The following is a 12,859-nucleotide window of genomic DNA, read 5'->3' as shown; positions in this document are numbered from 1 at the left end:
ATCCGGAATGACGAAGAAGAGCAGGCGTGCGAGAACTGCGCGGCCGCAAACGAGGACGCACCCATGCCCGAAACCCCCACACAAAAAGAATACTGGAGCGGCAAAGTCGGCGGCGAGTGGGCGACGCACGCGGACCGCATCGACATCATGATGCAGTCCATGACTGGCCACGCGCTCGATCTCGCCGCGTTCGAACCGGGCGAGCACGTGCTCGACATCGGCTGCGGCGCCGGCGCGACCAGCTTGGAGATCGCGCGTCGCGTCGTCCCGGGCGGCTCGGTCACTGGCGTTGATCTCTCGCCGCAATTGCTCGACGTCGCGCGCGCCCGCGCCGCCGAAGCGGCGCTGCCCGCAAGCTTCATCGAAGCGGACGCCGGCGCGGCGCATTTCGACCAAACCTTCGACGCCGCTTTCTCGCGCTTCGGCGTGATGTTCTTCGAACAGCCAACCAAAGCCTTCGCGCACATCCGCGCCGCACTGCGCCCTGACGGCCGCCTCGTTTTCCTATGCTGGCGCCCGTTCGCCGAAAATCAGTGGAGCACCACCGCTATCGAAGCGATCAAACCGATGCTCAAAGAGCTGCTCGCGCCGCCCAATCCCGACGCGCCCGGCCCATTCGCGCTCGCCGATCGCGACAAGATCGTGCGCGTGCTCGGCGAAGCCGGCTGGCGCGATCTCGAGATCACGCGCTGGGACGGCGATATTCCCGTCGGCGGCGGCGGCTCGTTGCGCGAAACGGCCGACTTCCTCATCCGCATCGGCCCCACCGCGCGCGCCATCGCCGATCAAGACCTCGACAGCGCCGAAGCGCGCATACGTTTGATGGATGCGCTCGCGCCGTTCGAAACCAAAAGCGGCGTGATGCTGGGCGTAGCGTGCTGGGTGGTGCGGGCGCGGGCTTGATCGGGGGCGGCCGAGCACGCCGAACCGGCGGCCGCCGGCCCGGACCGCCGGCGCCCCCGCCGGCATCGCCACTAGGGCAGGCTGCCACACGTGGAGATTTGCACGAGGTCCGATGCCGGCGAGGGCGCCGGCGGTCCGGGCTTGTTCTGTCGCGCTCTTGCCGAAGCCAGCAACTGCGGTCCAAGCTGCCGTAATGTCCCACACAGGCTGGCGATCACGCGGGTATCTGCCGCACTGCGATGAACGCGGCCTCATTCAGCACATCGTCTTCGGCCTATTTGACGCGCTTCCGCGCGAAGCGCCGCAAAGCATGAGCAGGCCCGATGAGCGCGCAGCGTGGGCCGACGAAGCGCTCGACGCGGGACACGGCTGCCGGCTGCTGGCGAAGATGGCCAACGCCGAGATCGTGCAGAAGTCGCTCCTGCATGACGATGGCGAACACTACGCTCTTGCCGCCTGGTGCGTGATGCCTACGCACGTCCACGTTCTAATCGAGCAGCGCTTCGAGACGCCGTTGGCGGACATCGTTCAGACCTGGAAGTCTGCTACCGCTCACGTGATCAACAAGCGCGAGAACCGAAAAGGGCGCTTGTGGCGGCGCGAATATTTCGAGCGCTTCATGCGTTCAGAGGAGCAGCTCTCAAATACAGTGACCTACATCGAGAACAATCCCGTCGCCGCACGCTTGTGCGAGAGGCCTGAAGATTGGCGCTTCTCGTCCGCTAGTTGGCGGAGGATGGAGCGGTGAACACCGCGCAACACCAACAGGCAAACGCCGAACCGGCGCCGCTCGCTCGGACCGCCGGCGCCCTCGCCGGCAACACCGGCAGAGCCAACCGCTGCGCGTAGAGATTTGCACGACCGTCCGATGCCGGCGGGGGCGCCGGCGGTCCGGTCTAGCCCTGTGACGCCGCGCTCTGCGCCCAAATAACGGGGATAGTCGCGCGCTCTATCCATGCGCTTTTCTGCGCAACACGTTGAAAATCAACGCCTCGAAGAAAATCAATCCGACCGCGCCAAAGCGGGCGTATAATGCCCTCGCACTGACACGGGAGGATTTCGAGAGCTCCGAACCTTGAAATGTCAGAGCGGCGTTCGGTGTGAAGTTTGCTCGCTGGGGATGCAAACCGCGAGGTCCAGGATGTTTGGAGCATCCTGCACACGGAACCGGTAATGCCGGGTGGACCTAAGCTCCGGCCGGGACCAGCCAATCGCTTCGCAAGAGGCGAGGACTGCACTGGACCGGATCAGCATGGCCAAAGGCCCATCGAAAGTCCTGTAACCGGCATCCGGGAAAGAACGAACGCTAACGGGGCGCGTTCGACGCGCAGCGTTGTCTGGCGACAGCCAACGCACACTAGAGACTACCTCAGCGCGTCCGACGCGCCCCGCCTCTCGATCTCGGCTATCGGGTTTCGGGTATCGGTTATCGGGAGACGGCGTTTGTGATGACACAACGCCGCCAAACACGCGCGCCTGCCGCTCCCGATCCCCGAGACCCGATAACCGAGAACCGAACAGAGCCATTCGTCCCCGAACAACGCCGTCCCCGTCGCAATTTTCTGGCGCTGTGGGGCTCGGCTGCTAGAACGTCCCGAATCCGTTGGGGGTCTCATGAAACGCTTTTTCACCATGGTCGCGGCGTCGCTGGCGCTGGTCGCGTGCGCCACCTCGTCCGCGCCGCAGAGCGAACAAACCGCCGCGCTCGAAGTCGCGCCGCTGCGCTACACGATGCGGACGCTGCCGAACGGCTTGCGCGTCTATGCGATGCCGGACGCCAATACCGCAAACGTCTCGGTGCAGGTCTGGTACGATGTCGGCTCGGTCGACGACCCCGAAGGCCGCTCGGGCTTCGCGCACCTGTTCGAACACATCATGTTCAAATCGACCCGCAACATGCCGGAGCAATTCTTCGACCGCCTGACCGAAGATGTCGGCGGCTTCAACAACGCCTCCACCTATGACGACTTCACCAACTATTACGAAGTCGTGCCCGCCAACCACCTCGAGCGCGTGCTGTGGGCCGAAGCCGACCGCATGGGTTCGCTCGTCGTCAACGAAGAGAGTTTCGAGTCCGAACGCGACGTCGTGAAGGAAGAGCTGCGCCAGCGCGTGCTCGCCTCGCCGTACGGGCGCCTGTTCTATCTCTATCTCAACCAGACCAATTACACGGTTCACCCGTACGGCCGTCCCGGCATCGGTTCGATCGAAGACCTCGACGCGGCGACGGTCGAAGACGTCCGCGCCTTCCACGCCACTTATTATCGCCCGGACAACGCCGTGCTCGTCGTCGCCGGCAATTTCGATCAGGCTGAGCTCGACCGCTGGGTCGATCAATATTTCGGCGACATCGCCCGCCCGAACCGGCCGATCCCGCGCGATTACCCGACCGAGCCGGAACGCACCGCGGCACGCGAATACACCGTCTATGCGCCGAACGTGCCGCTGCCGGCGGTGATGATTTCTTACCCGCAGCCGGCCGCGACCGATCCGGATCTGCCGGTGCTGATGGTGCTCGACGCCATCATGTCGCGCGGCAACTCCTCGCGCCTTTATCAATCGCTGGTCTATGAACAGCAGATCGCCGCGCAGGTGTTCACCAACCTCGAAGCGACGCAGGATCCGGGCGCCTACGGCGTGTTCGCGATTCTTTCGGAAGGCCAAACCGCCGAAGCCGGCGTGACCGCGCTCGCGGCGCAGATCGCGCGCTTCCGTGACGAAGCCGTGACCCAGGCCGAGCTCGATGAAGCCAAGAACGAGATCGTCACCTCGACCATTGAGAGCCGCGAAACCGCCTACGGCCGCGCGTTCGAGCTCGCCGACGCGGTGATCCGCTACGGCGACGCCGACTACGCCGATCGCCTGCTCGCCGGCGTGCAGGCGACGACCGCGGCGGACATCCAACGCGTCGCGCGCCGCATTCTCAACGATCAGCGCCGCGTCGTCGTCCGCTATCTCCCCGAGCAGGAGGGCGCGACCGGCGACACGATCGAGACGTCGCCGACCATCCAGGCGCGCCGCCTCACCATCGCGCAATCGGAGATCCCGACGCATACGCTCGCCGCCGAAGGCCAGCGCGAAGCGCCGCCTGCGCCGGGCACGCCGGTCGACGCGCGCATTCCGCCCGCGTCGCAGCGCACGCTCGCCAACGGCCTCCGCGTCATCGTCGCGCCGAACCGGGCTCTGCCGCTGGTCAGCGCCGATCTTCGCGTCGCTTCCGGCGGCAGCGCCGATCCGGCCGAGCGCGCTGGCCTCGCCAGCATGACGGCTGATTTGTTGACGCGCGGCACCGCCACGCGCAGCGCAACCGAGATCGCCAGCCAGATCGAGTCGCTCGGGGCCGAGATCAGCTCGGGCGCCGGCGTCGATTCATCGGCTGTCGCGCTGATGACGCGCTCCGACCGCGCTGAAGAAGCCTTCACCGTCTTCGCCGACGTGACGCGCAATCCCGCTTTCGCGCAGGAGGAGCTGGAGCGCGCGCAACAGGAAGCGCTCGACGGTCTGCAGGTGGCGCTAAGCCAGCCCGGCTCGATCGGCCAGATGGCGATGACGCGAGCGATCTTCGGCGAAACGCCGTATGGCGCGGTGGTCTCGCCGCGCAGCATCGGCGCTATAACGCGCGAGGAGATGGGCGGCTTCCACCGCACCTTCTGGCGGCCCGACAACGCCGTGCTCGTCATCACCGGCGATGTCTCGGCGGAGGAGGGCTTCGCGCTCGCCGAACGCCACTTCGGCGATTGGGCCCGCCCGGCCGAAGCGCTGCCGGCGCGTCCCGATGCGTCGGCGTGGGCCGAAGCGCCGCGCACCATCGTCGTCGACCTGCCGCAGACCGGCCAGGCGGCGGTGCTGATGGGCCTCCGCGGCGTCTCGCGCACGGACGCGGATTACTTCCCGCTCTTGGTCGCGAACAACGTACTCGGCGGCGGCTACTCGGCGCGGCTCAACACCGAGATCCGCATCCGCCGCAGCCTCTCGTACGGCGCAGGCTCCAGCATGCAGGCGCGCATGGCGCCGGGCCCGATCGTCGCCTCGGCGCAGACGCGCAACGATGCGGCGGTGCAGGTCTACGAACTGATGCGCGCCGAGATCGACCGCATCGGCGATGCGCCGGCGGCCGAAGCCGAACTCACGGCGCGCAAGGCGGTGCTGATCGGCTCGTTCGGCCGCAGCGTCGAAACCACGGCCGGTCTCGCCGGCCAGATCTCGACGCTGGCGCTCTACGGCCTGCCGCCCGAGCGGCTGGGCACGTACGTCGCCGACATCACCGGCGTGACGCCCGCCCAGGCCCAGGCCGCGGCGCAGCGTTACTTCGATCCGGCCCGCGCCGATCTGGTCGTCGTCGGCGATGCGCAGCACTTCTACACCGGCCTCCGCCGTGTGCGCCGCAGCGCCGAGCGCATTCCGGTGTCGGAATTGAATCTCGACGACGAAGACCTCCGCTGAGCTGCGCGGCGGCGTCACGCCAGGTTGCGTGACGCCGCCCGCGACTCAGTTAATGTGCGGAGCCTTGTTCGGGAAAAGCTTCCTCCGAATCGCCGCCGCGGCGCTCGCGCTCTGCACCCTGTCGTTCGCGGCCGGGATCGCCGGAGACCTGGCCGAACCGCCGCGTACGGGCGTTCGGGTCGTCGTCCGCATCCCGCCCGAACTGCCGGAAGACACCGTCCGCGCCGGCCCGATCGCCAGCGTCATGACGCCAACCGCCGCGGCCGCCGTCGTCGCCCGCCCGCCGCGCCAGCTCCGGCCGGCCGCGCCTGTGATCCATGCCGAAGAGGTGATCACCCCGCTGGTGAAGCCGCGCACGATTTCGGCGCGCGCGGACGAGAAGCAGGACCCCGACCGCGCCCCGAAGGCGGCCGCCCTGTAGTTAAGTGCGGCTTCGCCGCCACAGGTGCGCAGAGGGTCTGCAACACGCCAAAAAAGCGCCTAGGTCGCAGCGCTCTCCTCCTCGCCCATGAGCCAATCCACCGGACCGAGTCTGAAGGGGCGAGGCGCTGCGGCCTTCGCCGCTGCGCTCGCCCTGGCCGCGCCCGGACTGGCCTTCGCCCAGCAGCAGCCGCGCCAGTCAGCGCCCCCGGTGCAAGGGCTCTACACCCACGCTTCCAACGCCACGCGCTATTCCACCCCCGACGGCGCCGTCCGCTTCGTGCTCGACCGCACCGGCGGCCGCGCCGCCCTGGTCCGGTTCGAGGGCGACCCCGAAGTCCACGTCCTCCGCCCCGCCATGGCCGCGGGCGGAGGGGAGATCTACCGCACCGAAGACGGCGACGTGATGCTCCGCATCACTCCCCACGGCGGCATCATCGTCTACACCCGCACCCTCCGCACCGGCGCCCCCGCCTCGGAGGAGGCCCGCGTCGCCCCCCTTACCCCCGAAGCCATCGCCTTCGCCGAAATGCAGGAGCGTTTCCGCCGTCTGCAGGCGGTCGCCCGCCGCAGTGTCGGCGCGCCGGTGACGTTCACCGTGCCGGCCCGCATGTCCGCCCCCGCCGCCGGGGTCGTGGTCGACGCCGCCGAACGCGCCGCCGAAGGCTTGGCCGCCGCGCCGATGACCACGGTGCGCCGCGTGATCATCACCTTCGGGCCGCAGCCGCGCGTCGTCATGCGCGGCGATCAGCTTCTCATCCAGGTGGCCCCCCAACTCGGCTATGCCGGCCGCCCGTCGTCGAACACGATCCGCAACGTCGTAACCGGCGAGATCCAAGGGCCCCAGCAATAATCCGCCGCCGCAGAGGCGGCGTTTTCGTCAGCCCTTGAACGCATCCTTGCGCCTGCGGACCTCCGCGAACGCCTCCCAGTCCGCGGCGCCTTCGAGCCCAAGCGACGGCTTCAGCGCCGGCGCGCGCAGGAACGGGTTGGTCGCTTTCTCGATGCGCAGCGTCATCGGCACGGTGGGCTTGCCCGCCGCCCGCAGCTGATCGATCTCCGCGGCGCGCGCGGCGAGCGCTGCGTTGCCGCTGTCGACGGTCACGGCGAAACGCGCGTTCGATTGTGTGTACTCGTGCGCGCAATAGAGCGTCGCCTCATCCGGCAGCGCGGCGATCTTTTGCAGGCTCGTCCACATCTGCTGCGGCGTGCCTTCGAAAAGACGCCCGCACCCAAGCGCGAACAGCGCATCGCCGACGAAGGCGACGTCCTCACTGTCGAACACGTAAGCTATATGACCCAGCGTGTGGCCGCCGACATCGAGCACGCGCGCTTCAGCCGCGCCGAGCTTGATCACATCGTTTTCGGCAACGACGCGGTCGGGCGCCGCGCCGATGCGTTCGACTTCCGCCGGCCCCGTCACCAGCGCGCCCGTCGCCGCCTTGATCGCGGCGTTGCCGCCGGCGTGATCCGGATGCCAGTGGGTGTTCCAGACATCGGTTATGCGCCAGCCTTTGACCGCGGCTTGGCGCAGGATTTCGTCAGCGTCGGGCGTGTCGATGGTCGCGGTCGCGCCGCTCGCCGGATCGTGGACGAGGAAGCCGTAATTGTCGCTAAGGCAGGGGAATTGGTGGATCTGAAGCATCGGCATTAGGGATTGGGGATTAGGGATTGGTCTCTAATATGGCGCTTTCACCCAGCGACCCAATCCCCAATCCCGAAACCCAATCCCAAAATGCGCGTCGACGTTCTTGCCCTGCAGCGCTTCTACGCTTCGCCGCTCGGCGAAGCCGCTCGCCGCGCCGCCTCGCGCCGGCTCACTGCGTTGTGGCCCGGCGTCGAGGGCTTGGACGTGCTGGGGCTTGGCTATCCCTCGCCGTATCTCGGCCGCTTCCGCGACGCGCGCCGGACCGTGGCGATGATGCCGGCCGCGCAAGGCGCCGAGCCCTGGAGCGCCGACAATGGCCGCATCCACACCACTCTAGCGGACGAGACGCGCCTCCCGTTCATGGATGCGGTGTTCGATCGCGTTCTGCTCGTGCACGCCTTGGAGGAGTGCGACGCCACACACGCGATGTTGCGCGAAGTCTGGCGCGTCATGGCGCCGGAAGGGCGGTTGGTCGTGATCGCCGCCAATCGCTGGAGTTTGTGGGCGCAATCGGGAGCGACGCCGTTCGGCCATGGGCGGCCATACTCGCGCACGCAGCTTGCGGCGCTGCTCGCCGATTCCATGTTCGAGCCGGTTGTCTCTGCCCGTGCGCTCTACACGCCGCCGCTGAGGTGGGGTTGGCTCGTGCGCGCCGCCGACGCCTTCGAAAGCGTCGGGGAGCTGTTGTGGCCGCCGCAGGGCGGCGTGGTGCTGATGGAGGCGGTCAAGCGCCTCTACGCCAACACGGCCCGCTCCGAGGGGCGTGTCCTTTTGGCCAAAGCGCCACGCCGAACGCCGCAGGAAGCGCCTGGCAACTTGCCCAAGCGTGACGCCTGACGCTTATATTGCAGGTGCGAAGGGGGCCTCGATGAAGCTGATCACCGCCATCATCAAGCCGAGCCGGCTCGATCCTGTGCTGGAGGCGCTGAAGGACGCCGGCGTCGGCGGGCTGACCGTCTCGGAAGTGCGCGGCTTCGGCCGCCAGAAGGGAAAAACCGAGGTTTATCGCGGCGCGGAATACGAAGTGAAACTGCTGCCGAAGGTCAAGGTCGAGATCGTCGCCCCGGAAGCGATCGTGGAACGGGCGGTCGAGGCCATCGCCGCGGCGGCGAAGACCGGCAAGATTGGCGACGGCAAGATCTGGGTCGCCGATCTCGACTCGATTCAGCGCATTCGCACGGGCGAAACCGGCCAAGCGGCTGTGGACGGCTGAGGAACGACAAAAGGCCATTCGTCGCAAGGGCTCGTGCGCTGCGGCCAAGTTCCGCTAAACTGCGGCCGGAACTTCTCCCCAAAATCGCAAGGGACAGACCACATGCAACTCTCAAGGCGTGCGCTGCTCGGCGCGACCGCGGCCAGCTTCGCGCTCGCCGCGTGCGGCCGTCAGGCCCAAAGCGGCGATCTCAACGGCATCCTCGACCGGCTCTCGACCGACATTCTCCGTGAGATTCCGGAATTCGCGACCAGTCTAGCGGTCTCCGAGGAGCAGGCAGGCGGGCGCTACATCAATCGCCTGAGCGATTATTCGAAGGAAGGCTCGATCCGTCTGCGCACGATCGGCGAGCGCGCGCTCGCGGAGCTGGAGGCGCTCAACGAGGATCGCCTCGAAGGTCAAGACAGCGTCACCTACGCGGTCGTGCACACGGCGCTGAAGGACAGCGTCGATTCCGCCCGTTTTGAGCACGGCGGTGGCGCTCAGGCGCCGTACGTCGTCACGCAGCTCACCGGCGCCTACACCAGCATTCCGGACTTCCTCGCCAGCCAACATCCGGTGACCAACCGCGAGCAAGCCGACGCCTATCTCGAGCGTCTCGCAGCTTACGCCCGCGTCCTTGACCAAGAGACGACGCGCATCGGCGAAGACGCCGCCGCTGGCGTCATCCAGCCGAACTTCACCATTGCCGGCGCGAACGGCCGCGGCGGCGCCGTCGGCCAGCTGCGCGCCTTCGCCGCGACGGCGCCGGCACAAACGGTGCTCGTCACCTCGCTGCAGGGCCGTCTCAACGAGGTCGCGGACATCCCGGCGGCGGACAAGACCGCACTGACGCAACGCGCGGAGCAGATCGTGCGCGACGAAGTGTTGCCCGCCTATCAGCGCCAGGTCGATGCGCTGAACGCGGTGCTGCCGCGCGCAACATCCGACGCCGGCGTGTGGCGCTTGCCGAACGGCGCGGAAATGTACGCGACCGCGCTGCGCGCCTACACGACGACGGACATGGCGCCGCAAGAGCTGCACCAGATGGGCGTCGATCTGATCGCGCAGTTCACCAGTGAAATGGATCAGATCCTCCGCGCGCAGGGGATGACGAACGGTACGGTGAACGAGCGCATCAACGCGCTTGGCCGCCGCCCCGATCAGATTTTCCCGAGCACGACCGAGGGGCGCGCCGCATTGCTCGCGATGCTGAACCAGCAGATGGCGGCAATCACCGCGCGCATGCCGGAAGTGTGCGGCGTGCAGGCGCGCGCCGCGCTCGAGATCAAGGCTGTGCCGGAATATATCCAAGCCGGCGCGCCGGGCGGCTATTACCAGGTCGCCGCGCTCGATGGTTCGCGTCCTGGCGCGTACTACATCAACCTGCGCGACCCGGCGACCGAATGGCCAAAGTTCACGCTGCCGACGCTGACTTATCACGAAGGCACGCCGGGCCATCACTGGCAGCTTTCGATCCAGCAGGAAGCGGGCGAGATGCCGTTCATCCGCCGCGCGCTGTTGGGCTTCAGCGGCTTCAGCGAAGGCTGGGGCCTCTATGCCGAGCAGCTCGCGGACGAAATGGGCATGTACCAGAACGATCCGTTCGGCCGCATCGGCTATCTGCAATCGATGACGTTCCGCGCCTCGCGTCTCGTCGTCGACACCGGAATCCATCACATGCGCTGGACCCGCGAGCAGGCGGTCCAGTCGATGATGCAAGCCACCGGCGATCAGGAAACGAACGTCACCACGGAAGTCGAGCGCTATTGCGTCTGGCCGGGGCAAGCCTGCAGCTACATGGCTGGCCGGCAAGCGCTCAACCGCATGCGCGACGGCGCCCGCCAGACGCTCGGCGATCGCTTCGACCTGCGCGCGTTCCATGATCGCGTGCTCACCAACGGCTCGACGCCGCTCACGGTGACCGAGGGCTTGGTGAACGACTGGGTCGCTGAAGTGCAGCGCGCCTAAAGCGCATTCGCAAGTCGTAGACAAGCGGCGGCGTGAGCGATCACGCCGCCGTCTTCGTTTGCGCCTCACGGTCGGGGCGAATATGAGCGCCTTGCCCGCGGCGGCCGAGGAAGCGCACGCCCTTCGCCAGCATCAGCAGCGCTTCCCAGTGAATTCCGGCGATGACCTTGAATGTCATCAGAGGATTGCCTGCCCAGGCGCGCAGCAGGTTCGCGTCGGTGAGGTCGCGCCGTGCGCCGGCGAAGGAGGCGGTCAGCGCGATTTCGCCGCCGCGCCTCACGCGCATGGCGACAACCGCCTGCTCGCCGGGCGGGGTTACGCTGAACTCGTAGCGCAGACCGCCTTCGAGGAAAGGCGAAACGAAGAAATCCTTGTCGCAGGCCTGAACGACACAGCCGCTCTCGGCGATGCGCGCCGGCAGCACGTAGAAGTGGCGCTCGCCGAACGTGTTCGAGACTTCGTGCGCCAACGCCGCGAGGACGCCGTCGCGCCGCCAGCAGAAATAGACGCTGAGCGGGTTGAACACGTAATTGAAGAGCCGCGGCATGGTCAGCAGCACGATCCGGCCGCCGTCCCAAGCGATGCCCGCGTCGCGCAGCTTCGCTTCGATTTGCGGCTTCGGCGGCGCGTCGATGCCGGCGCCATGATCTCGATCGCGCAACGAGAACAGCGCGACGCGATTGTGCTTCAGAAGCCCCAAGCGCAGCGATCCCAGCGTGTCCAAATCGAGCGCCAGCATGAACACGCTGTAGCGCAGCCGGTGCTTGCCCGGCCGGTTGTGCGCCACATGGCCGGTGTAGATCGCGTTCACGCCGCCTCCGTCTCGGCATTAGGTCTTAGATGGATGCGGTCCGATTCAGCCGCGACATTCCACGGCCGTTTCACACCGCCGAGTTGCTCGGCCACGGCGAGCCCCGCCTGTAGGCCGTCCTCGTGGAAGCCCGCGCCGAAATGCGCGCCGCAGAACCAGGTGTTGCGTACGCCTTGCAACGACCAAAGCCGCGCCTGGGCGCGGATCGCCGCCGCATCGAACAGGGGATGATCGTATTCGGTCTCGTAAAGGATCGTCTCATCGCGCGGCATCGTGCGTGGATTGAGAGTCAGGAACAGCTGCTCGCGGCTCTCGATGCCCTGCAGCTTGTTCATCCAGTAGCTGACGATGCAACCGCCGTCGGGATTGTCGCCGACATAGTTCCAGCTTGCCCACAATGAGGCGCGCTTCGGCATCAACGCCGCATCCGTATGCAGCACTGCGCGGTTCTTGGCGTAGCGAAATGCGCCGAGCAGCGTGCGCTCCTCGGCGCTCGCGTCCTCCAGCTGCGCCAACGCTTCGTCGCCGTGCGCCGCGATCACCACATGATCGAAGCGCTGCGCTTCACCGGAGGCATCCCGCACCCAAGCGCCGCCGCCGTCGCGACACACCGAAGTCGCGCCACAGTTCAGCCTCACGCGGTCGGCGTAGGCGGCCGTGAGCTTTTCGACATAGGCTCGGCTGCCGCCCTCGACCGTCCGCCACTTCGGCCGGCCCTGCAGCTTCAGCAAGCCATGGTTCTCGAAGAAGCGCACGAACGCGCACGCCGGGTAGTGCCTGATCTCGCCCATCGTGGCCGACCAGATGGCCGCCGCCTGGGGCAACAGATGGTCGCGTTGAAACGCTTCGCCGTATCCGCGCCGTTCGAGATAATCGCCGAGCGAGATCATGTCGTCGCGCGCCGCAAGCAGCTCGAGCGGCGCGCGGCGATAGAAGCGCAGCAGGTCGTACGTCATCGACCAGAAGCGCGGGCTCACCAGATTGCGCCCGCCGCAGAGGAACGCGGCCGCGCCGACAGAAGAATACTCCGTGCGACCCCCGTTCAGCGACACGCCGAACGACATGTCCGAACTCTTCGTGCCGACGTTCAAGTGATCGAACAGCGCCACCAGGTTGGGGTAGGTGATGTCGTTGAAGACGATGAATCCGGTGTCGACCGGCGTCTCGCCCAGGCTCGTCTTCACCATGACCGTGTTCGAATGTCCGCCGAGTCGGCCGTTCTTTTCGTAAACGGTGACGTCGTGGCGCTGGCTCAGCAGCCAGGCTGCCGACATTCCCGCTATGCCGGAGCCGATCACGGCGATACTTTGCCGGCGCGTCGAGGGTGTCGAAGTGAACGCCATGATGTCCGCCCGTTCCAGCGGGGTTCTCTCCGGCTGGTTCACGACTGCGATACGCGCCGCGGCGCGCCGCGGATCAGGTGATCCAACCGCCTGGATCGGCCGTACGAAGTCCGATGTGCGTCCTCGCT

The 12,859-nt window shown here is 67.1% G+C and carries 11 protein-coding genes; 8 read left to right on the top strand and 3 right to left on the bottom strand.

Annotated features, from left to right (window positions below):
- The first annotated feature begins 63 nt into the window (after nucleotides 1–63).
- From VEA80_RS18245 to VEA80_RS18225, 5 genes are all read left to right on the top strand, one after another.
- The gene (locus VEA80_RS18245) at nucleotides 64–903 is read left to right on the top strand and encodes a class I SAM-dependent methyltransferase (protein ID WP_325062216.1); all 840 of its coding nucleotides are present in this window, start codon (nucleotides 64–66) and stop codon (nucleotides 901–903) included.
- 310 nt (nucleotides 904–1,213) lie between these two features.
- Nucleotides 1,214–1,651, top strand: a complete 438-nt coding sequence (locus tag VEA80_RS18240) for an REP-associated tyrosine transposase (RefSeq protein ID WP_325062215.1) — start codon at nucleotides 1,214–1,216, stop codon at nucleotides 1,649–1,651.
- 866 nt (nucleotides 1,652–2,517) lie between these two features.
- Nucleotides 2,518–5,346, top strand: coding sequence for a pitrilysin family protein (locus VEA80_RS18235; protein ID WP_325062214.1), 2,829 nt, complete (start codon nucleotides 2,518–2,520; stop codon nucleotides 5,344–5,346).
- Nucleotides 5,347–5,410: 64 nt separating this feature from the next.
- The gene (locus tag VEA80_RS18230) at nucleotides 5,411–5,767 is read left to right on the top strand and encodes a hypothetical protein (RefSeq protein ID WP_325062213.1); all 357 of its coding nucleotides are present in this window, start codon (nucleotides 5,411–5,413) and stop codon (nucleotides 5,765–5,767) included.
- A gap of 87 nt (nucleotides 5,768–5,854) precedes the next feature.
- Entirely contained in the window at nucleotides 5,855–6,619 is a 765-nt protein-coding gene (locus tag VEA80_RS18225) for a DUF4908 domain-containing protein (protein WP_325062212.1), read from the top strand.
- A gap of 27 nt (nucleotides 6,620–6,646) precedes the next feature.
- Here VEA80_RS18225 and gloB read toward each other — a convergent pair whose 3' ends face one another.
- The gene (gloB, locus tag VEA80_RS18220) at nucleotides 6,647–7,411 is read right to left on the bottom strand and encodes a hydroxyacylglutathione hydrolase (RefSeq protein WP_325062211.1); all 765 of its coding nucleotides are present in this window, start codon (nucleotides 7,409–7,411) and stop codon (nucleotides 6,647–6,649) included.
- Between the two features lie 90 nt (nucleotides 7,412–7,501).
- Between gloB and VEA80_RS18215 the strand changes: the two genes are divergently transcribed.
- The 3 genes from VEA80_RS18215 to VEA80_RS18205 all read left to right on the top strand — a co-directional run bounded on the left by VEA80_RS18215 (nucleotide 7,502) and on the right by VEA80_RS18205 (nucleotide 10,577).
- Nucleotides 7,502–8,251, top strand: a complete 750-nt coding sequence (locus VEA80_RS18215; protein WP_325062210.1) for a class I SAM-dependent methyltransferase — start codon at nucleotides 7,502–7,504, stop codon at nucleotides 8,249–8,251.
- 31 nt (nucleotides 8,252–8,282) lie between these two features.
- Nucleotides 8,283–8,627 carry a P-II family nitrogen regulator gene (locus VEA80_RS18210; protein WP_325062209.1) on the top strand — a complete coding sequence of 115 codons (345 nt, stop codon included), beginning with the start codon at nucleotides 8,283–8,285 and terminating at the stop codon, nucleotides 8,625–8,627.
- Between the two features lie 102 nt (nucleotides 8,628–8,729).
- Entirely contained in the window at nucleotides 8,730–10,577 is a 1,848-nt protein-coding gene (locus tag VEA80_RS18205; protein ID WP_325062208.1) for a DUF885 domain-containing protein, read from the top strand.
- Between the two features lie 40 nt (nucleotides 10,578–10,617).
- On the opposite strand, the gene VEA80_RS18200 is transcribed toward VEA80_RS18205, so the two are convergent.
- Complete coding sequence (locus tag VEA80_RS18200) at nucleotides 10,618–11,388, bottom strand: DUF1365 domain-containing protein (RefSeq protein WP_325062207.1); 771 nt, start codon at nucleotides 11,386–11,388, stop codon at nucleotides 10,618–10,620.
- Nucleotides 11,385–12,731, bottom strand: a complete 1,347-nt coding sequence (locus tag VEA80_RS18195) for an NAD(P)/FAD-dependent oxidoreductase (protein WP_325062206.1) — start codon at nucleotides 12,729–12,731, stop codon at nucleotides 11,385–11,387. The genes VEA80_RS18200 and VEA80_RS18195 overlap by 4 nt, the downstream gene beginning before the upstream one ends.
- Nucleotides 12,732–12,859 lie beyond the last annotated feature (128 nt).

This window comes from Vitreimonas sp. (assembly GCF_035627415.1).
Taxonomy (GTDB): Bacteria; Pseudomonadota; Alphaproteobacteria; order Caulobacterales; family Aquidulcibacteraceae; genus Vitreimonas.
The sequence above is the reverse complement of the archived record's forward strand: the minus strand, read 5'-3'. Positions and strand labels throughout refer to the sequence as shown.